This window comes from Pararhizobium sp., assembly GCF_965279435.1.
Classification (GTDB): Bacteria; Pseudomonadota; Alphaproteobacteria; order Rhizobiales; family Rhizobiaceae; genus Pararhizobium.
Window position 1 is genome coordinate 4,079,942 of sequence record NZ_CBDIHY010000003.1, and the last position, 20,631, is coordinate 4,100,572.

Here is a 20,631-nt window from a genome sequence, read left to right on the forward strand (position 1 = left end):
CCGGCCTATTCGGCCGGAACGGCCATGCCGGAACGAAACAGGCTACGCTCCACAGCGCGCTTTTCCGGACGATGGCGGGTCAACGCCAGGATGAAACCCGCCGTTACGCAGATCGCCACCATGGACGAACCGCCGTATGAGATCAACGGCAGGGTCATGCCCTTGGCCGGCAGCAATTGCAGATTAACGCCGATATTGATCATCGACTGGATGCCGATCTGCAGCACCAGGCCGGCAACCGCAAAACGGGTGAAATCATTGCGTTCACGAAACGCGTGACTGAGGCCCCGCATGACGAGGAAGGCAAAAATCAGCACGATGACCATGCAGAAGACGATGCCGAATTCCTCGGCAGCGACCGAGAAGATAAAGTCGGTATGGCTGTCCGGGATGATCCGCTTGACGATGCCCTCGCCCGGCCCTTGGCCGAACCAGTCACCCCGGATGATGGCCTGCAGTGCCGTGTCCACCTGGAACGTATCGCCCTCGCCGGTCATGAACCGGTCGATACGGCCCGCCACGTGCGGCAAAAGAGTATAGGCAACCACAAGGCCGCCAACGGCAGAGCCGCCGAGCACGACGATCCAGAGCCACGGCATGCCGGCCATGAAGAACATGCCGCCCCAGACCGCCGTGGTCAAAATCGTCTGGCCAAGATCGGGCTGGGCGACCAGAAGTGCCGCGACAATGCCGAACAACAGGATGGCAAACAGGTTGCCGGGAATCTCAGGCTGGCGGGCATGTTCGGAAAACAGCCATGCACAAACGACGACGAAGGCCGGCTTCATGAATTCGGACGGCTGTACCGACAACCCGGCGAGCGAGATCCAGCGGCGCGATCCCTTGACCTCGGCCCCGAAAAACAGCGCCAGGACCATCATGGCGAGCGACGCCACCAACAGGATCATCGCGGTGCGGCGCACCTGGCGCGGCGTCATGAACGAGATGCCGATCATCACCGCCAGCGACGGCAAGAGGAAGGCCGCGTGGCGCTTGACGAAATGGAAGCTGTCAAGATTGAGCCGCTCGGCCACCGCCGGGCTTGCCGCGAAGGACAACATGAAACCGATGCCCATCAACAGAATGAAGGTCGCCAGGAAGAACCTGTCGATCGTCCAGAACCAGTCGGCCACAGGGCCACGTTCGGCACGGCTTACCATTTCTTCGTCCCCTTCAACGGCGCGTCCGGCGCCAATATCTCAAAGTCAGGGTCGTCACCCTCAAATCAGCATCGTCACGCCGTCAATCGCAGCGACATGGCTGACGAAGGCGTCGCCGCGCACTTCAAAGTTCTTGTACTGGTCGAAGCTTGCGCAAGCCGGGGACAGCAGGACGGCCGATTGTGCCGCCTCATCCCCTGCCGCATCGGCTGCTGCATGGGCCACCGCCCGCTCCAGAGTTCCGGAAATCTCGAAGGGAACCGTTTCCCCAAGGGTCGCAGCAAAGGCCGGTGCGGCTTCGCCGATCAGGTAGGCCTTGGCGATCTTCGGAAAGAACGGCGAAAGCGAGGTGATTCCACCTTCCTTGGGCAGGCCGCCGGCGATCCAGTAGATCCGCTCATAGCTCGACAGCGCTGGTGCTGCCGCATCGGCATTGGTCGCCTTGCTGTCATTGACGAAGACAACGTTGCCCTTGCGGCCAACCGGCTGCATGCGATGCTTCAGACCCGGAAAAGACGAAAGCCCGGCAAGGATTTCTCTTTCTGAAACGCCGACAGACAGACAGGCCGCAATCGCCGCCGCCGCATTCTGGGCGTTGTGATTACCGCGCAAGGTTGCAATACCGTCGAGATCGGCAACAACGGTCGCCAGACCACCTTCGGCGCGCATGACGCGCGTTCCGTCCGCATACAGTCCTTCGCCAAGCGCCCGATGGCGGGCGATGCGGATGACGCGGTGTCCGGCAAGCGTTGCCCGGTCGGCAATCGCCTCGGTGTAGACGTCATCAACGCCGACGATCGCCGTGTCGCTACCCGCAATCAAGCGTTCCTTGATCTCCGCGTACTGTTCCATGCTGCCGTGACGGTCGAGATGATCGGGCGTCAGGTTGAGCAGGATGCCAGCGGACGGATTGATCGTCGGCGCCAGATCGATCTGGTAGGACGAGCATTCAACGACGTAAAACCGGTTTGGCGCCGGTGGGTCGAGCGTCATCACAGCGGTACCGATATTGCCGCCGAGTTGCGTATCGCGGCCGCTGGATTTCAGGATATGCGCAATCAGCGCCGTGGTCGTCGATTTGCCGTTGGTGCCGGTGATGGCGATGAACGGGCAATCCGGCGCGTGGAGCCTCCGTTCGCGCACGAAAAGCTCGACGTCGCCGATGATCTCGACACCGGCAGCATGGGCAAGATCAACGGTCCAATGCGGCTTTGGATGCGTCAGCGGAACGCCGGGCGACAGGACGAAGGCGGAAAAATCCGCCCAGTTTGCGTGATGGAGATCACCGGTACCGATCCCTGCCGCAGAGGCCCTGGCGACGCTGTCGGGATTGTCGTCCCAGGCCGTGACAAGGGCGCCACCGGCCACCAGTGCCTGCGCCGTTGCCAGTCCAGAACCGCCAAGCCCGAACAGGCCGACCTTTTTGCCGCTGAATGTGGTGACCGGTATCATCGTCTGTTACCGCAGCTTCAGGGTCGAAAGGCCGACCATGGCGAGGATAACGGCAATGATCCAGAAACGGATAACCACCTGGCTTTCGGTCCAGCCGAGCTTTTCGAAATGGTGGTGGATCGGCGCCATCAGGAAGACGCGCTTGCCGGTGCGCTTGAACCAGAAGACCTGGATGATCACCGACAGGGTTTCCATGACGAACAGGCCACCGATGATCACCATGACGATTTCGTGCTTGGTGGCAACGGCAACCGTACCGATCAGACCGCCGAGCGCCAGCGACCCGGTGTCGCCCATGAAGATCGCCGCCGGCGGGGCATTGAACCACAGAAATCCGAGCCCGGCCCCGATCACCGCTCCAAGAATGACGGCAAGTTCACCCGTTCCCGGGACAAAATGGATTTGCAGATAGTTTGCAAACACCGCGTTACCGGCGAGATAGGCGATGACACCGAAGGAGGCTGCAGCAATCATGACAGGTACGATGGCGAGGCCATCAAGACCGTCGGTCAGATTGACGGCATTGCCGGCACCGACGATGACGAAGCCGCCGAACAGGATAAAGAAATAGCCGAGATTAAGCGTGAAATCCTTGAGAAACGGGAATGTCAGCGACGATCCGAAAGTCGAACCGGCAACACCAGCCGAAAGCGCCGTGCGCATCATGAAGTATACGGCGATGCCTGCGACCAGGAATTCGATCCCGAGCCGCGCCTTGCCGGAAAAGCCCTTGTCGGACTGTTTCGTCACCTTCAGATAATCGTCGTAAAAGCCGATGGCGCCGAAACCCAGCGTTACCAGCAGCGTCGAGACGACGTAGACGCTGGAAAGATCGGCCCAGAGCAGCGAACTGCCGACGATACCGGCAAGGATCATCAACCCGCCCATTGTCGGCGTACCGGCCTTCTTGAAATGGGTCTGCGGACCATCCGCGCGGATCGGCTGGCCGCGTCCCTGCCGTACGCGCAGCGACGAAATCATCCGCGGCCCGAACAGGAAAACGATCAATGCCGAGGTGAACAGGGCGGCGCCAGTCCGGAACGTGATGTACCGGAACAGGTTGAAGAATTGAAAATGGTCCGCCAGTTCGACAAGCCAGATGAGCATGAGGGACCTTTCCCCAAAGGTTCGTTGCAGTTTCATCCATCAGAATCACCTGATGGAAGGATAACTGCGTCCTATCAAAAGTGTCAGCATAGAACAGTGGCGAAGAATGCCTTGTCCTGCCTTTATTCAGCGTGTTGCGCACCCAAATGGGCCGGATAGAGCTCAAGAAGAGCCGAAACGATCCTGCCGCAGCCGGTCCCCTTCGACGATTTGATCATCACCACATCCCTGGCAGCGATAGAGCCGAGCGCAAATTCCTTCAGCTCAATGACCGACAGCCGGTATTCGACATGCGTACCGTCAGGCAGCGCATCACGCAGATGCGCCATTTCTTCTCCGGCGAGCCAGATATCCGTAATCCCGGCTTCGACCAGCGGAGCGGCCAGTCGGGCATGAATTTCGCTAGTGGTCTCGCCCATTTCCAGCATGTCGCCAAGAATGGCGATCCGGCGCCCGCCGTCAGGCAGGACCGTATCTTTCAGCAGCGAGATCGCCGCTCGCATCGAAGCCGGATTGGCGTTGTAGCTTTCGTCGATCAGCACAAACGTTCCGGACCCGATCGAAAGGCGGTGGCGGGCGCCCCGTCCCTTTTCGGGCTGAAGCGTTGCAAGCGCAGCAAGAGCCGCATCCATATCCGCGCCGACAAGGCTGGCCGCTCCGAGAGCCGCCAGCGCATTCTCGGCGATATGACGGCCGGGCGCACCCATCTGGATTTCCAGTGTCTTGCCGTCGAGTGCAGCCCACAGCACGCCGCCTTCCGAGCCGCCTACATATTCAACCATGCGGAAATCGGCTTTGGCGCTGCTGCCGAAGCTGTGAACGTGAGCGATACCCAGCGCGTTTGCTGTCTTCTCCAGCATGTCGAACTGTTCGTTGTCGCGGTTGAGGATCACGTGGCCGTCATCAACGAGGCCCTCCATGATTTCAGCCTTTGCAGTCGCGATTTCCTCGAGGTCCTTGAAATTGCCGAGATGCGCCGCAGCGATCGTGGTGATGATGGCCACATGCGGCCGCACCATCTTGACCAGCGGCCGGATTTCGTCGGCATGGTTCATACCGATTTCGAAAATGCCGAAATCAGTGTTTTCGGGCATGCGCGACAGGGTCAGCGGCACGCCCCAGTGATTGTTGAACGACGCAACGGACGCATGCACCCGGCCGGATGGCTCAAGCATATGCCGCAGCATCTCCTTGGTCGTAGTCTTGCCGACGGATCCGGTGACGGCGATGATCTTGGCGGCACTTCGATCACGCGCAGCACAACCCAGCCGCACCATCGCCTCCAGCACGTCATCGACAACGATCATCGGTCCATTCAGCCGCCCGAGCGCCGGAATTTTGGCTTCGCTGACGACCAGAAGCGTTGCACCATTGGCCAAAGCGATACCGGCATAATCGTGCCCATCGACGCGGTCGCCCTTGATGGCGAAAAATGCCTCCCCTTTGCCGAGCGAACGGCTGTCGATCGAAATGCCCGTAATGCCCTCGGGCAGATTTCCCCTCGGGCGGCCGTGCATGGCCGCCATCAGGTCGCTTGTTGTCCAGAGAAAGCTCAAATCAATGCCCTCCCAATGCCTTGCGCAATTCGTCGTGATCGGAGAACGGCAAGGTGATGGAGCCGACGGTCTGCCCCTCCTCATGCCCCTTGCCGGCAACGATCAGTGTGTCGCCCGATTTCAGCATATCGACGGCAGCCTTGATCGCTTCGGCGCGGTCGCCGATCTCGGTGGCACCCTTGGCGGCAGCCATGATCTCGCTGCGAATGACGGCGGGAACTTCCGAGCGCGGGTTGTCGTCCGTGACGATCACTACATCGGCGAGCCTCGTGGCGATCTCGCCCATGATCGGACGCTTGCCCTTGTCCCGGTCGCCGCCGCAGCCGAACACCACGATGATGCGGCCGGTAGTGAACGGGCGAACCGACATCAATACATTTTCCAGCGCATCCGGCTTGTGGGCGTAATCGACGTAAGCAAGCGCGCCCTCCTTGGTATGGCCGACCAGTTCCAAACGGCCGGAAGCCCCTTGCAGCTTCTCAAGCGCTGCCATCGTCGCCCTGGCACTAACGCCGGTGGACATGGCAAGACCGGCCGCAACCAGCGCGTTCGATATCTGGAAATCGCCTGCGAGCGGCACATGCACTTCGAAAATCTCGTCGCCGACATGGATTTCGGCAATCTGTTTATGGCGGAAATGCTCGACGCGCTTCAGCGACAGGTAGTCGCCCTTGCGGCCGACCGTCAAAACTTCGTGGCCACCAGCCTTGGCAGCGGCAATCGCCTGCGCCGACCAGGGATCGTCGGAAAAGATCACCGCCGGTGAGCCCTTCGGCAAGACACCGTCGAACAGCCGCATCTTGGCGGCCATGTAGTCCTCGACAGTCGGGTGATAATCCATGTGGTCGCGGCCCAGATTGGTGAAACCGGCAGCAGCAAGCCGGACGCCGTCGAGCCGGTTCTGGTCGAGCCCGTGGCTGGACGCTTCCATTGCCGCATGGGTGACACCTGCGTCGGACAGTTCGGCCAGAAGCTTGTGCAAGGACACCGGATCGGGTGTTGTCAGAGAACCGTAATCGTTGCGGCCAGGCGCAATCACACCGGTCGTGCCGATCATCGCAGCTGCAAAACCGGCATGCGCCCAGATCTGCCGGGCAAAGGAGGCAACCGAGGTCTTGCCGGCCGTGCCAGTGACGGCAACCATCGTATCCGGCTGGCGGCCATAGAAATTGGCCGCAGCGATTGCCAGCACGCGGCGCGGGGTCGATGCGAACAGGATGGGGATTGCCGGAGCATTGCCTTCAAACTTTGCGCCGGTGACGACAGCGGCGGCTCCGCGGGCGATTGCCTCGTCGATGAAAGCCTTGCCGTCAGCCTTGCTTCCAGACAGCGCCATGAACAACGTGCCCGGGCCAACCTGCCGGCTATCGGCAGTGATGGCGGCGATGTCGATATCGCCGGCTTTCGAGTCCAGCTGTGACGCAATTTCCGGGAAATCCTTCCCGATCAGATCTTTGATCTTCATGGATGCACTTTTCAGTTTAATCGACGCGCCGGGCGGCGAATCCTTCAGATTGTCATTCCATGGTCAATAAGACACAAGCAAGGCAGAACCGTCTTCACCGAACTTCGGCTCGACGCCGAGCAGCGGCGCCGACCGGCTGATGATGTCACGCACCATCGGTGCGGCGGTATTGCCCGCCAGTGCCGCGCCATTGCCCTTGTCGGTCTTCGGCTCGTCGATAAAGGTCAGGACCACATAACGCGGGTCATCGATCGGGAAGCCGGCCAGGAAGGCGTTGAAGTTGGCGTCGTTCGAATAGCGGCCATTCACAACCTTGTCGGCCGTACCGGTCTTGCCGCCAACATTGAAGCCCGGCACACGGGCGTTGCGGCCCGAGCCGTTGACGCCGTTCCAGCGGAACAGGAATCGCATATCGTCGCTGGTCGATTTCTTGATAACCTTGGTCGAAGCGGCCTGCGCCTCCTCAATCGTGCGCGGCAGGAAGGTCGGCTCGATCAGGTTGCCGCCGTTCAAAAGGGCAGCCCCCGCCACTGCCGTTTGCAACGGTGTGGTCGAGACGCCGTGGCCGAACGAGATGGTGATCGAGTTGATCTTCTTCCATACGCGCGGCTGGCTCGGCGTCTTCACTTCCGGCAGTTCGGTCGGCATTTTGGTCAGCAGCCCGATGCGGGTGAGAAACTCCTTGTGGCCCTCGATGCCGACGATGTCGGCCATCTTGGCCGTACCGATGTTGGACGAATACTGAAAGATTTCCGGCACGGTCAGAACGCGGCGCTTGCCGTGGAAGTCCTTGATCGTAAAGCCGCCGATGCGGATCGGGTTTGTCGCGTCAAAACTGTCGGTGAGCTTTACCTTGCCTGAATCGAGCGCCATCGCCGTCGTGAAGGATTTAAACGTCGACCCCATCTCGAACGTACCGTTCGACATGCGGTTCATCCAGCCTTCCTTGGCGCCATCAGCCGGCTTGTTGGGGTCGTAATCCGGATAGGAGACCATGGCGAGGACTTCGCCTGTCCTGACATCCAGTACCACGCCACCGGCGGCAAGCGAGCGGAATTTCGTCATTGCATCGACGACGACATCGCGCAGGATATTCTGAACGCGCAGGTCGATCGACAATTTAACCGGCTCGAGCTTGGCATCACTGGTCATGCCGATGGCCGCGAGATCGGCAAGCCCCTGGCTGTCGATCCAGCGCTCCATACCGGCGATGCCGCGGTTATCGACATTGACATGACCGACAATATGCGAAGCGGTAGCGCCACCCGGATAGAACCGGCGCTTTTCCGGCCGGAAACCGATGCCGGGAATGCCGAGCGCCAGGATTTCGCTCTGCTGCTTCGGGGTCAATTGACGGCGCAACCATTGGAAGCGCGATGGCGATTTCAGCTTGTTGTAGATATCGGTGACATTCAGGCTGGGCAGCACGGTCGAGAGTTGCTCAACCGCTTCGTCGGCATCAACAATCTTGTGTGGTTCCGTATAGAGCGAAACCGTGCGGATGTCGGTCGCCAGAATTTCACCATTACGGTCGAGAATATCCGGGCGCGACGCCATCAGATTGTCGGCGCGGCCGATGCTGGAGACGGTCTCCGGCTGGGCCAGACCGTATTGAACCAGACGGCCCCCGATGATGCAGTAAACCGCCGTAAAGCTGGCGATGACGATGGCAACCCGGCTTTTCGCCTGGTTGCTTGTCCGCTTGCGCGTACCCTCGAACGGCCTGCCGAGATCGCCGGGATGGTTGTTGCCGCCGGCGGAAAAATGCGCCTTGCTCTTGACGACCATGATGCGGGAGAGAAAAGACATCAGCGATCCACCGAACCCGTTGCAATATCGTCTGTGTCAGCCACCGGCTTCTTGGACTTGCCATTCCCCTTGCCCTTGGCCAGTCCCATCGCTTCCAGAACATCGGCCGGCGGCGGCATGTCAGCCTTCAGCATCGGCAATTCTTCCGGACGGGCAAGCTGGGTCGGGTCGGTGGGCGCAAGCTGCAGATCCTGCTGATAGACAGTGACGAGTTTCTCCAGCCTGTTGGGCTGGGTCAGCAGCGCCCAGTCGGCGCGCAGCAGATCGATCGTGTCTTCCTCAAGCTTGATGCCGGCCTCGAGCTTGCGAACTTCCTCGAGCTTGTTTTCAGCCTGGTGCTTGATCGTGTAGGTGACCGTGGCAGCCGCGGTCATGACGACGATCAGGACGATGTCAAAACTACGCAACATGACTTAGCCCCCCATCTTTCCAAGGCTTGCAAGGTTCGGCAGATCGAAAATGGACAGATCATCTGCCTCAGGCGGAGCATCGGTGCGGGCACCAACCCGCATCTTGGCGGACCGGGCACGTGGATTGCGGGACGCTTCTTCTTCGCTGGCAGCCACCATAGATTTCCCAACTGGTGCGAAGGTTGCCGCGCGTTCGTGGGCGATCGGCAGATGGCGCGATCCCGAAGCCTTGCCGGCGCGGTCCTGAAAGAATTTCTTGACGATCCGGTCTTCCAGCGAATGGAATGTGACCACGGTCAACCGTCCGCCGGGCTTCAGGACGCGCTCAGCGGCAAACAGCGCGCTGGCCAGCTCACCAAGCTCGTCGTTGACGAAAATGCGCAGCGCCTGAAAAACGCGGGTGGCAGGATGGATCTTGTCCTTGGCCTTGCGCGGCGTCACGACCTCGATCAGACCGGCAAGATCGCGGGTCGTCACGAACGGCTCTTCAAGCCGGCGCTTTTCGATGGCGCGAGCGATGCGGCCGGATTGCGGCTCTTCACCGAGAAAGCCGAAAATACGTGTGAGATCGGTCACCTTGGCGCGATTGACGACATCGGCTGCAGAAACACCATACGACGACATGCGCATGTCCAGCGGCCCCTTGCGCTGAAACGAGAAGCCTCGATCCGCCTCGTCGATCTGCATCGAGGAAACACCGATATCAAGCACAATACCATCCAAGCCTTCGGGCGGAGCGTGCTGCGCGAGATCGGAAAACTGTGACTGCACGAGCGTCAGGCGGCCGGCGCTGGCCTCAACCAGCGGCTGACCACCGAGAATGGCCGCCGGATCGCGATCCAGCGCGATGACATCGGCACCCGCAGCAAGGATCGCCGCCGTGTAACCGCCCGCACCAAATGTACCATCAAGAATGATTTTGCCCGGAGCGATATCCAGACTGGCGAGAACCTCGGGGAGAAGAACCGGAATGTGGCGGACCGGTCCGCCTTCGGCATCGGTAAAACCTGCGCCTTGATCCGTCATCATTCCGCTTCTCCACTCTAGCCCGAACGCAGACCTCGCAATCTGCGCTCTTCTCTTGCCGCTGCCTGCGTTTCCGCAAACACGTGCGGCGCCCACAACTGAAAATGATCCGCCCGCCCCACGAAAGTGACTTCCGTGTCGATGCCCGTGAAATCGCGGATGAAATCCGTGACCATCAACCGGCCTTCCTGGTCGAGCTTCATGAAGACCCCGCCCCCATGAACAAGGAGCGACATCTGATTGGCCTGCGGCGAAAATGGATCCTCGCCGCTGATTTGCCTTTCGAAGCGGTCCAGCAACTCGGGACCGCCGGCGCTGATAGCCGGAAAGACGAAATCCTGAAAGCAGTAAAGCTCCCGAATATCCAGCGCCGACAAGACAGAGCGAAACATCGAAGGAACGGAAACCCGCCCCTTGGAATCGATCCGGTTTGTCGCATGCGAAAGGAAGCGGTTCATGACACGATACAGCCGTTCCCGGTGGACATGCCAGCCCCAACAGCCCACACACACCATCAAAAGGACGCGCAGCACCCCACAGCCGGGCGACATGCCCGATCGAAAACTCCTTACGGAGCAATCCCGAAACTTGCGGTGAGTAGGCTTGAATCAGCCCGTGTGCAGTGCATCGTTGGGATAACATGGGACCATATGGGCGTCAATGGGATTTGGTCTATTTCGGCACGCGTCGTTGGCAAATATTGATAGTCCGTTAAGTTTAACAAATGGTTACAAACGCATAGCCACGACCGTGGCTCCACCGGCGAATTGCGGTTTACGAATTCCCGGTTCGCTTCTTTAGAAAAACCTAATTGAAATTGAGATTCAATTGGATACGCGACCTCCAAGGTCGCAGTTTATGAAATTGAAAAATAAGGGAATTTGCCAGTTGGCCTGTAAGCCGGGTTCTGTATGGCTCCGGCCCGAAAGCCGGAACGTGGCAGCCATTCATCTGGGACAACGCTTGCGCGCTGCCTCCTGCAACCCACCCGGATGACTGACCCGGAAAAGGCCGGAACGCTTGCGCGAACCACGTCATCCCTATTCGGTTTTGCTCCCGGTGGGGTTTGCCTTGCCACCCATGTTGCCATGCGTGCGGTGGGCTCTTACCCCACCCTTTCACCCTTACCTGCGTAAACGCAGGCGGTATTCTCTCTGTGGCACTTTCCCTGGGGTCGCCCCCGCCGGACGTTATCCGGCACCGTTTTTCCGTGGAGCCCGGACTTTCCTCCCCCCGCAACCTTTCGGTCATAGCGGAGCGCGGCTGCCCGGCCAACTGGCTCGCGGTGCATAGCCGAGGTGTCCGCCAATTGCCAGAGACAAAAGCAAAAAGTCTGTGATGCCGCGCTGCTAGCGGAAGCAGACAGCAAAATCCGTATCGTATTCGGGCGCATCGAGCACACCGTTCAGAAGCAGTGACGCGCCAAGCCGGCCGATTTCGTCCGAACTCTTGGCCGCAGCACCATTGCCGCCGGTCAAAACAGCGATGCGGTCGGTATCGGCAAAGCCGATATAGGGATAGCCGTGGCGGGTGAAGGTGGTAACGCAAGGGCTCCACCGGAGCGAAGCGGGCGTAAAGGACGGCATGGCGCGCGCCAGAAGACCCGACATATGATCGGCTGCTGACCGGTTGGCCTGCCCCCGGAACCAGGCGCGAACCTCGGGCTCTGAGCCGATATTGATATCGCTCGGATCGCCGCCGATCTTGATGTAATGCTTGCCGTCCGGGTAGCGGATCGGTGGCAACAGATAATAGCTCTCGTCCTGCTGAAGGGCCGAACCGATCAGCGACGGCATTCCGGCAAACCGTGGCAGATCAGCCTCCGCCACCTCGGCAAACAGCACGGTACGCGCCTTGACGGCGAGATCGAGCGGCCGGGCAAGCAATTGCCCGGAAATCGAAAATCCACCGGCGGCGATAACGGCACGCCCACCCCGGATGGTCGACCCGTCAACCGTTTGGACATTGACGCTGCTTCCAACCCGGGCGACAGCCGAAACCTCAGAGCGAATGATCGTCACGCCGGCCTTTTCGGCCAGAATGACCTGCGCCTTCACCAGTGCACGCGGGTCGATATGGCCCGCGTTGCGAGGCTCAAACACGCCGCCATAGCCTGCTGGAAACCGGAACCAGGGAAACTGCTCGGCAAGTCCTTGCTCGTCGATAAAAGGCGCCACAACGCCAAGACGGTTGCGGGCGGCAATCACATTGTCGAGCGTGCTTTCCTCGCCACCCGGAAGAGGTGCGGCGATCAGGCAACCGGCTTCGCTGTAGAAATCGACACCGCTGCCGGTTTCGATATCGGCGTAGCGTTCGATCGAGCGCTGCGCCAGGAGCGCCCAGACCGGGTCTGGATCGATCGTGCGCGTGATGCGGCCATTGTCATAGTGGCTGCTAAAGACGCCACCGTGGTTTGCCCAGTCTTCTGGCTCGTCCGGCCCGATCAATGCGATCTTAGCACCGCTTTTCGCCAGGTGCCGGGCGGCCGCTGCGCCCATCATGCCTTTGCCAACAATGATGAAATCGAATGTGCCTACCATGTTACGCCCTCGGAAAACGATCCTTCGGCAATATCATGGCATCGGCCGGCTGACATCTGCGAATGTGAAAAAGAGCGCCGCCGGACATGCGATCCGGCATCCCTTCACATCAATCGATGATTGCCTGCACCTTGCCGCAATAGCGGCGCGACACCGGGTTCATCTTCTTGGCACCGTGCCCGGCATTGTAGCGCAGGATCGTGCCGCAGGTGAAACCACCGGACAGTTCGTGTGCCACGGCGAGATATTTCATGCCGAATTTGATGTTGGTCTCGGGATCGAACAGGCCGTTTTTGCCGCCGGAATAACCCATCATCCGTGCCGTGGCGGGCTTGATCTGCATCAGGCCGACTTCGCCGGCACTTCCGCGTGCCTTGGGGTTGAAATTGCTCTCGACCTTGATCACCGCATGGGCAAGATCAACAGGGACGCCGTATTGTTTGGCATAGGTCTGGATCAGGCCGCTGTAGACGGAAGATTTGAGCGCGTTGACGCCCGGTGCAGCATAACCGGTCGTTCTGGTCACTGGCTTGATGGAGGATGTGATGGTCTTGTCGGTGCCCCCGGCATACGACGTTTCAACCCCGGAAATCAGCATGCAGAAGCATGCCGCCGCCGCAGCAAGATACGATATTCTCATTTAGCTTGAAGTCTCCACTTTCGGGCGCTGCGGCCATGTGGGCGCACCCCGCCCTGCCGTCTCGCACCCGATTTTCGTCATCAACAGGAAGGGCTGGAGGCCTGATTTCCCTGCGGTTTGGTATGGCCGCAAAAGACCCCGGCATCATGGTGATGATGTGGCAGTGCACAAAATTAGTCAGGAGACGGCGTGAAAAGGCCCTTGGAATTTCTGGCGCAACCGCCGCTCACCGGCTGAAATTCGGCAAGCCCGAAAGCAGTCTGTGCAGCGTGTCCAGCGTCGAAATATCGGCGATGCCATCGACCTGCATTGGGCGGAAATGACGCTGGAATGCGGCCACCGCACCCTCGGTTTTCTCGCAGAAAACACCTGTCACTTCAATTCCGTAGCCGTATAGCGACAGCATCGTCTGCACCGCCTCGACAGGTTGCCCCTGATCGCCGCGCTGGAAAAACCGTCCGCCACCGATCGGGGCCGGTGGAACCCAATGCCCGACGCCCCCGGAATGCAGCCGTTCCCAAGGAAATTTTTCTCCAGGATCAACCTTGCGAATAGGGGCGATATCGCTATGCGCCAGTACCCGCTCAGGGGTGATCGACCACCGTTCGCCGCAGTTTCGACACAGTTCGACGACCGCATCGATCTGTACGGAGGGGAAATCCGGCAGTCCGCCGGGATGGCCGGCATTCGCGATTTCGATGCCGATCGAGCGGGAATTGATGTCGGTCTCGCCCTTCCAGTTGCTCTTGCCGGCATGCCAGGCGCGCCGATCTTCGGCGACCAGCTGATCGACGCGGCCATCCCCGTGAACGAAATAATGGCTGGAGACTTGGCTTTCCTCGCGGCAAAGCCAGTCGAGAGCGGCCGCTGCCGTTGCCATGCCGGTATAGTGCAGGATGATCATGTCGGGTTTCAGCCCGCCTGCCCTTTCGCCATGGTTGGGCGACGGCACGACGCGTGCGGCGGGATAGTCACAGGCGAAGTCCGTCATGCGGCGCGGCGTTCTTTCTCGATCGCCTCATAGGCGGCATTGAGTTCAGCCATACGATCGTTGGCAATCGCCTGTAGCTCTTGCGGCACGCCACGGGCAACCAGAATATCAGGATGGTTTTCAGACACCAGCACACGGTAGCGCTTGCGGATGATCGAAAAATCGTCCTTCGGCGAAACGCCAAGAATCTTGTAGGGATCGGCGCCGGCGCTGTGCACGTGGCGGGCCATGATCTCCTGAAAGCGCTCTTCCTTCATATGGAAGATCTCGGCGACGCGGGAGAGAAAGTTCAGTTCCTTCTCATGGATGGCACCGTCAGACTTGGCGATATGGAAGAGCCCATCAACGATGTCCTCCAGCACCGGGCAATTCTGATCGCAGGAAACACAAAGCGACGCCAGTTTTTCAGCATAGGCCTCGAAACCGGCAACATCCTGACGGGCCAGATTGTAGAGCCGGGCAACGTTCTGCGCCTGATCGTCGGGAAACTTGAAGATATCGCGAAACGCCGACACTTCGGCCTCGGTAACGATGCCATCGGCCTTTGCCATCTTGGCGGACAGCGCAATCATGGCGACGGAAAACGCTACCTTGCGGCGGGTTTCCGGATCGCCTTCAAACAGCGTCCGCACAGCTTCGATCACACCGGCGAGCGCATTGCCCGTCGCGGTGACGATGCTGAGGATGCTATCCCAGAATGACATAGGTACGTTCTTTCCCATTACTGGCTGATCCCAGGGCGCTTCAGGTGGAGACGGCATGGGCAAAACGTCCATGCACACATGCAAAGCGGCTGACACGACTGTGCCGCCACGATAGTCTCATGCAGCTCGAGCAACAGCATGACCAGATGTTGGCGCGGATTGCAAGGAGCCAGAGCCGCGGATTCGGCTCAAATGACGAATTTGTGATGGCACCTCACTATTATAGCATTCGTTGCCGTGATCGTTCAATCATTCAAATGAATTTGACTTCGAACCGGCCAGGGTGCGACCGGACAATCCACATTCCGTTGGAGTTCCGATGCGCATTTCCACCCACCCGCAGGCCATGGGCATGGCACTCGGCCTGATCGGCGTCACCATTTTCGGCGTCACCCTGCCGATGACGCACATTGCGCTTGGCGGTTTTTCGCCGTTTTTCATCACCTTCGGCCGCGCCGTGATCGCCTCGATAGCGGCCGGACTGACGCTGCTTCTGATGCGGAAAAAGTGGCCAAAAGGACAAGGCCCAATGCTGCTCGGCGCTGGCATCTGCGTCGTCTATGGTTTCCCGATCTTCTCCACCACGGCGATGCAGACCATCCCGGCCAGCCATGGTGGCGTCATTCTCGGCATCCTGCCGCTTTTGACCTCGATCTTCGCCGCGCTCGTCGATGGCGAGCGGCCGGGCCCGGCCTTCTGGGCCTATGGTCTTGCCGGCGCAGCGCTCGTGGTATTTTTTTCCATCCGCGACAGCGGCTTTCACCTGCAGGCCGGCGATGCCTGGCTGTTTCTCGCCGCCGTCACCGCTTCGCTCGGCTACGTGTTGTCTGCCAAGGTTTCGCGCATCATTCCGGGCTGGGAGGTGATCTCCTGGGCGCTAGTCATTACCGCACCGCTCTCTGTCGTTGCGACATTGCTGGTCATGAAAGATGGCATTCAGGCGCCGACCCCAGTCGAACTCGGCGCCCTCTCCTATCTCGGCCTGATGTCGATGTTTGCCGGCTTCATCTTCTGGAATGCCGGACTGGCGCTCGGCGGTATCGCACGTGTGGCGCAAGTGCAATTGCTGCAGACATTCGTCACGCTCGCTGTCTCGGCAGTCCTGCTCGGTGAAGTTATCAGCCCATCGACAATCGGCTTTGCCGTTGCCGTTGCCCTCATCGTCTGGCTCGGGCGAAAATCGCGCATCGCTTAAGCTGTCCACCCCGATACCTGCAGCATGTCATTTAACTTCCATGGGAATTGCGCTAGAGAGACCGCGAACGATCTTGCCGCAATCCCCTAGGAGGACTCCATGGCCAAACAGAAAGTTGCAATGCTGACCGCAGGCGGGCTCGCGCCCTGTCTGTCCTCTGCCGTGGGCGGCCTGATCGAGCGCTATACCGACATCGCGCCCGACATCGAGCTCGTGGCCTACCGCTCCGGATATCAGGGCCTGCTGCTGGCCGACCGCATCGAGATCACCCGCGACATGCGGGAAAAAGCCCATATCCTCCACCGCCATGGCGGCTCGCCGATCGGCAACAGCCGGGTAAAGCTGACCAACACGGCCGATTGCATCAAGCGCGGCCTGGTCAAGGAAGGCCAGAACCCGCTCAGGGTGGCAGCCGAACGGCTGGCAGCGGACGGCATCACCATCCTGCACACGATCGGCGGTGACGACACCAACATCACGGCCGCCGACCTTGCCGCCTATCTCGGCGCTAATGGCTATGACCTTACAGTCGTTGGCCTGCCGAAGACGGTCGATAACGACGTTGTACCGATCCGCCAGTCGCTCGGCGCCTGGACTGCTGCCGAATATGGCGCGAAATTCTTCGACAATGTCAGCAACGAACAGAGTGCTGCCCCGCGCACGCTCGTCGTCCACGAAGTCATGGGCCGCCATTGCGGCTGGCTGACAGCCGCGACGGCACGCTCTTACATTCAGCACATCGACGATCGGGAATTCGTCGACGGCTTCATGATGAACCGGCAGATGAAGAACATCGACGGCCTCTATCTGCCCGAGACTGCGTTCAATCTGGAAATCGAAGCCGCGCGGCTGCGCTCCGTCATGGACAAGACCGGCTTTGTCACGCTGTTCGTCTCCGAAGGCGCCTGCCTCGATGCCGTCGTTGCCGAACGCGAAGCCGCCGGTGAAGCCGTCAAGCGCGATGCCTTCGGCCATGTGAAGATCGACACGATCAATGTCGGCGGCTGGTTCACCAAGCAGTTCGCTGCCCTTCTCGGCGCCGAGCGTTCGATGGTGCAGAAGTCCGGCTACTATGCCCGCTCCGCACCGGCCAACGCCGACGACCTGCGCCTCATCCAGGGCATGGTCGATCTCGCCGTCGAAAGCGCGCTGAACAAGGTCTCCGGCGTCACCGGCCATGACGAGGACCAGGGCGGCAAGCTGCGCACGATCGAATTCCCGCGCATCCGTGGCGGCAAGCACTTCGACACCTCGGTGAAATGGTTCGGCGAGGTCATGGACGCGATCGGCCAGAAGTGGTCGCCGGCAAACTGATATCCGGCTCATAAACGCCTATTGACGGCTCCGTTTGCGCATGGCTTCCTCGATAGAACGCCAAGTCCAAACGGAGCCGTTTTCATGTCGATCGAACACTGGCTGGCCTTCGTCGCCGCCTCCTCCATTCTTCTTGCCATCCCTGGCCCGACCATTCTTCTGGTGATCTCCTACGCACTCGGCCACGGGCGCAAGGTCGCAAGCGCCACGGTCGCCGGCGTAGCCCTTGGCGATTTCACCGCGATGACCGCCTCGATGCTCGGCCTTGGCGCATTGCTGGCCACATCGGCAGCGATTTTCACCGTGCTGAAATGGGTGGGCGCCGCCTATCTGATCTGGCTCGGCATCAAGCTTTGGCGCGCACCAATCGCAGCTGAAGCTGCCGATGGCACCATGTCGGTGCCGACGGAAAAGCCGCTGCGGATCTTCCTGCACACTTATGTGGTCACGGCGCTCAACCCAAAAAGCATCGTCTTTTTCGTGGCCTTCCTGCCGCAGTTCCTCGATCTCAGCCGCCCGCTGTTCAACCAGATGCTAATCTTTGAAACCACATTCCTGGTGCTCGCAACCCTTAACGCAACGCTCTATGCGCTGATGGCATCGGCTGCCCGCCACACGATTCGAAAGCCCAAAGTTCAGACGATCGTCAATCGCACGGGCGGGTCGCTTTTGATCGGTGCAGGCCTTCTGACAGCGGGCTTGCGGCGCGCCGGCACCTGAAAAGGCGTCCTGCGCTTGCGGTTCACCGTCTCATAGGTTAATGACGCTATGCGCATGGTGGCCTCTGGCTGCTGATTTGCATAGGGCTGTGGGGCCTGACAGCACGAAAGTGACAGCATGGCGAATTTCCGTTTTTCCGTTTCAAAACCGGCTGTTACGGCCTGTGCTCTGATCTCGGCATCGCTTGTCAGCGGCTGCTCGAGCATTGAGCGAACGCCAATGGAACAGCTGATGGCGGTGCAGACGGTGACACCGCTGCCGAAGCCTGGAACGGAAATGACGGCTTACGCTCTGCCGACACCGGATGGCGTCGCTGCAACGACTGCGGCACTTGCCGCCGAAACGGCGATGATGAAGCCCGGCGAAACAGCAGCGGCACAGGTTGCCGCAGCCAATCAAGCAACAATATCTGCAACATCCGCCAATGCACTGGTAGCGCCGCAGACATCTGCAGCAGCACAAGCGGCAACAGCCGCCGTGCTGCCGGAAACCACCAATATGCAGGCATCGGCAAAGTCCGATCGCTTGCCGCAGATTCCCCAAGGCATGATGGTCGCTGCAATGGAATCGGATTTCGATACCGGCGAGCCAGTCGGGCTTGAGACACTGGTCGCCAAGCAGATGATCGTTCCCATGCCAAAGCCTTCGATCGGCGCAAGCGCCTATGCAATGGCAAGGAGTATTCCTGCTTCGCTTGGCATTGGCGCCAAGCCGACAAGTTCGCGTCCGGAACTCGACCGCCTGATCACCTATTACGCCAAGCTCAACAATATCCCGGAAGAACTGGTGCACCGCGTCGTCAAGCGCGAAAGCACCTACAATCCGCGCGCCTATCACTCCGGCAATTACGGCCTGATGCAGATCCGCTACAACACGGCCAAGGGTCTTGGCTATGAAGGTACGGCAGAAGGCCTGTTCGATGCCGAAACCAATCTGAAATACGCGACGAAATATCTGGCCGGCGCCTGGATGGTGGCCGACAACCAGAACGACGGCGCGGTCAAGCTCTATGCCAGCGGCTATTATTACCACGCCAAGCGCAAAGGCCTGCTCGAAACATTGGGCATGAAGTAAGGTTGGCTAGCCTCTCCCTTCCCTTTTTTTATTTCATTTCAAGTTCCGGGGCGGTCAGTTGACCGCCTCAACTATTTTGGCCTGCAACTGGCGCACGTCATAGCCGCTGCGTGACGGCGTCAATCCCAGCCGGACGACCGCAAGACCGAGTGACGGCACCAGCATCACAGTCTGGCCATCATGCCCCTGCAGCCAATAGGCATCGCCGGGTAAAGGCGGACCACCGTCATTTCCAAATTTCGTCCAGACCTGCCCTGCCCCATAACGTCCTCCAGATGCCTGGGTGGGCGTGCGCATGTAGCTGACAAAGTCCGGCGGCAACAATTGTTCGCCGTTCCAGCTGCCGTTCTGCAGCAGGAAAAGGCCAAACCGGGCCCAGTCGCGTGCTGTCGCGTACATATAGGACGAGCCGACAAAGGTGCCATGCCCGTCCGGCTCCAGAACAGCACTGTTCATGCCGAGTGGCCTGAAGAGTGCGGCGCGCGGAAAGGTCAGCGCTTCGCGCACGCTGGCGAACGTGTCCATCCACAGCCGCGACAGAATGGTTGTCGTGCCGCTGGAATAGCTGAAACGCTCGCCCGGTTTTGCCTCCAGCGGCTTGGCCGCCGAAAAGCTGGCCATGTCGCCTTCCAGATAGAGCATGCGCGTGACGTCGGTCACATCGCCGTAATCCTCGTTAAACTGCAGTCCACTCTGCATGGCCATGAGGTCGGCAAGCTTGATCTGGCTGCGCGGATCGTTTCGCCACTGCGGCAGCAGCTCGGTCCGGTCGAGTGCCATCTGTCCGTCGCGGATCCTCAAGCCGATCAGGGCTGCGGTCACGGACTTTGTCATAGACCAGCCAAGCAGAGGCGTGGCGCTGCTAAAACCCTCGCCATAGTTTTCCGCAACGATCCTGCCGTCCTTGACGACGACGATGGCGCGCATGCCCGGCCCCGCAAGCTGCGGATCGGTCAAAAGCGTCTGGATTGCCGGGTTGACGGCGGTGCCGCTGCCATCCGGCCACGGCTTGCCGTCATCCGACTGGGCCGGCCTGCGGCGAAGCTGTCTGTTTCCGGGGAAAGCTGCGAACTCCCCTTCGGTGACATTGGTGCAGCCGAGACCTTCACGGTAGATTGCCCGGCCGGGTGCTGCAAAACCGAACATGCGCGCCGTAACGGTTTTCCGGATATCGTCGACCGATATCCGCACCAGACGCAAAAGCGGATGGCCGGGCGCCTGAACATCGTCGGCAAGAACAGTGTTTGCGTCCCGATCGGCGATGAAAACGTTCGAGCAGACGATCTTGGCCGCATAACCATCGCCGACCCGCAGCAGATCCGGCGGCACCACGACAAGCCAGCCCGCGACAGCCGCCACGGCTATCGATACCGAGCCCGCGAGCCAGAACCACCTTTTTTTCCGCATGCACATCGTCCCTGCTTCGCTGGTGTCAGAAGAACAGGATTTCACGCATTTAGGAAGGCTT

The 20,631-nt window shown here is 60.1% G+C and carries 18 protein-coding genes and 1 other RNA gene; 4 read left to right on the forward strand and 15 right to left on the reverse strand.

Annotation, left to right across the window (positions count from 1 at the left end; all coding sequences use genetic code 11):
* Window positions 1–5: 5 nt before the first annotated feature.
* The 14 genes from ftsW to ACQY8Q_RS25630 form a co-directional block, all read right to left on the reverse strand.
* Window positions 6–1,160, reverse strand: a complete 1,155-nt coding sequence (gene ftsW, locus ACQY8Q_RS25565; protein WP_428429283.1) for a putative lipid II flippase FtsW — start codon at window positions 1,158–1,160, stop codon at window positions 6–8.
* A 60-nt stretch (window positions 1,161–1,220) separates the two neighbouring features.
* Window positions 1,221–2,612 (reverse strand): UDP-N-acetylmuramoyl-L-alanine--D-glutamate ligase, encoded by a 1,392-nt coding sequence (murD, locus tag ACQY8Q_RS25570; RefSeq protein WP_428429285.1) that lies wholly within the window; start codon window positions 2,610–2,612, stop codon window positions 1,221–1,223.
* A gap of 6 nt (window positions 2,613–2,618) precedes the next feature.
* Window positions 2,619–3,719, reverse strand: coding sequence for a phospho-N-acetylmuramoyl-pentapeptide-transferase (gene mraY / locus ACQY8Q_RS25575; RefSeq protein WP_428429287.1), 1,101 nt, complete (start codon window positions 3,717–3,719; stop codon window positions 2,619–2,621).
* 122 nt (window positions 3,720–3,841) lie between these two features.
* Window positions 3,842–5,275 carry a UDP-N-acetylmuramoylalanyl-D-glutamyl-2,6-diaminopimelate--D-alanyl-D-alanine ligase gene (locus ACQY8Q_RS25580; protein WP_428429288.1) on the reverse strand — a complete coding sequence of 478 codons (1,434 nt, stop codon included), beginning with the start codon at window positions 5,273–5,275 and terminating at the stop codon, window positions 3,842–3,844.
* Window position 5,276: 1 nt separating this feature from the next.
* A complete protein-coding gene (locus tag ACQY8Q_RS25585) occupies window positions 5,277–6,740 on the reverse strand; it encodes a UDP-N-acetylmuramoyl-L-alanyl-D-glutamate--2,6-diaminopimelate ligase (RefSeq protein ID WP_428429289.1) in 1,464 nt (487 codons plus the stop codon).
* Between the two features lie 63 nt (window positions 6,741–6,803).
* On the reverse strand, window positions 6,804–8,549 hold the full coding sequence (locus ACQY8Q_RS25590) for a peptidoglycan D,D-transpeptidase FtsI family protein (RefSeq protein ID WP_428429290.1): 1,746 nt from the start codon (window positions 8,547–8,549) through the stop codon (window positions 6,804–6,806).
* Window positions 8,549–8,959, reverse strand: coding sequence for a cell division protein FtsL (gene ftsL / locus ACQY8Q_RS25595; protein ID WP_428429291.1), 411 nt, complete (start codon window positions 8,957–8,959; stop codon window positions 8,549–8,551). Before ftsL ends, ACQY8Q_RS25590 begins: the two co-directional genes overlap by 1 nt.
* A gap of 3 nt (window positions 8,960–8,962) precedes the next feature.
* Window positions 8,963–9,988 carry a 16S rRNA (cytosine(1402)-N(4))-methyltransferase RsmH gene (gene rsmH, locus ACQY8Q_RS25600; protein WP_428429293.1) on the reverse strand — a complete coding sequence of 342 codons (1,026 nt, stop codon included), beginning with the start codon at window positions 9,986–9,988 and terminating at the stop codon, window positions 8,963–8,965.
* 14 nt (window positions 9,989–10,002) lie between these two features.
* Window positions 10,003–10,443 carry a division/cell wall cluster transcriptional repressor MraZ gene (gene mraZ, locus ACQY8Q_RS25605; protein ID WP_428429874.1) on the reverse strand — a complete coding sequence of 147 codons (441 nt, stop codon included), beginning with the start codon at window positions 10,441–10,443 and terminating at the stop codon, window positions 10,003–10,005.
* 422 nt (window positions 10,444–10,865) lie between these two features.
* An RNA gene (rnpB, locus tag ACQY8Q_RS25610) (RNase P RNA component class A) lies at window positions 10,866–11,264 on the reverse strand.
* A 70-nt stretch (window positions 11,265–11,334) separates the two neighbouring features.
* Window positions 11,335–12,525: an NAD(P)/FAD-dependent oxidoreductase gene (locus tag ACQY8Q_RS25615; protein WP_428429295.1), complete on the reverse strand. Its 1,191-nt coding sequence runs from the start codon at window positions 12,523–12,525 to the stop codon at window positions 11,335–11,337.
* Window positions 12,526–12,634: 109 nt separating this feature from the next.
* A complete protein-coding gene (locus ACQY8Q_RS25620) occupies window positions 12,635–13,165 on the reverse strand; it encodes a lytic transglycosylase domain-containing protein (protein WP_428429297.1) in 531 nt (176 codons plus the stop codon).
* Between the two features lie 226 nt (window positions 13,166–13,391).
* The gene (locus ACQY8Q_RS25625) at window positions 13,392–14,156 is read right to left on the reverse strand and encodes an N-acetylmuramoyl-L-alanine amidase (protein ID WP_428429299.1); all 765 of its coding nucleotides are present in this window, start codon (window positions 14,154–14,156) and stop codon (window positions 13,392–13,394) included.
* Complete coding sequence (locus tag ACQY8Q_RS25630) at window positions 14,153–14,860, reverse strand: TerB family tellurite resistance protein (protein WP_428429301.1); 708 nt, start codon at window positions 14,858–14,860, stop codon at window positions 14,153–14,155. Before ACQY8Q_RS25630 ends, ACQY8Q_RS25625 begins: the two co-directional genes overlap by 4 nt.
* A 319-nt stretch (window positions 14,861–15,179) precedes the next feature.
* Between ACQY8Q_RS25630 and ACQY8Q_RS25635 the strand changes: the two genes are divergently transcribed.
* The 4 genes from ACQY8Q_RS25635 (at window position 15,180) to ACQY8Q_RS25650 (ending at window position 19,163) form a co-directional block, all read left to right on the forward strand.
* The gene (locus ACQY8Q_RS25635) at window positions 15,180–16,055 is read left to right on the forward strand and encodes a DMT family transporter (protein ID WP_428429303.1); all 876 of its coding nucleotides are present in this window, start codon (window positions 15,180–15,182) and stop codon (window positions 16,053–16,055) included.
* A gap of 99 nt (window positions 16,056–16,154) precedes the next feature.
* The gene (locus ACQY8Q_RS25640) at window positions 16,155–17,369 is read left to right on the forward strand and encodes a pyrophosphate--fructose-6-phosphate 1-phosphotransferase (RefSeq protein WP_428429305.1); all 1,215 of its coding nucleotides are present in this window, start codon (window positions 16,155–16,157) and stop codon (window positions 17,367–17,369) included.
* Window positions 17,370–17,453: 84 nt separating this feature from the next.
* The gene (locus ACQY8Q_RS25645) at window positions 17,454–18,089 is read left to right on the forward strand and encodes a LysE family translocator (protein ID WP_428429307.1); all 636 of its coding nucleotides are present in this window, start codon (window positions 17,454–17,456) and stop codon (window positions 18,087–18,089) included.
* Window positions 18,090–18,206: 117 nt separating this feature from the next.
* On the forward strand, window positions 18,207–19,163 hold the full coding sequence (locus tag ACQY8Q_RS25650) for a transglycosylase SLT domain-containing protein (protein WP_428429309.1): 957 nt from the start codon (window positions 18,207–18,209) through the stop codon (window positions 19,161–19,163).
* Between the two features lie 54 nt (window positions 19,164–19,217).
* Here the strand turns inward: ACQY8Q_RS25650 and ACQY8Q_RS25655 are convergent, their stop codons facing one another.
* Complete coding sequence (locus tag ACQY8Q_RS25655) at window positions 19,218–20,570, reverse strand: serine hydrolase domain-containing protein (protein ID WP_428429311.1); 1,353 nt, start codon at window positions 20,568–20,570, stop codon at window positions 19,218–19,220.
* Between the last annotated feature and the right edge of the window lie 61 nt (window positions 20,571–20,631).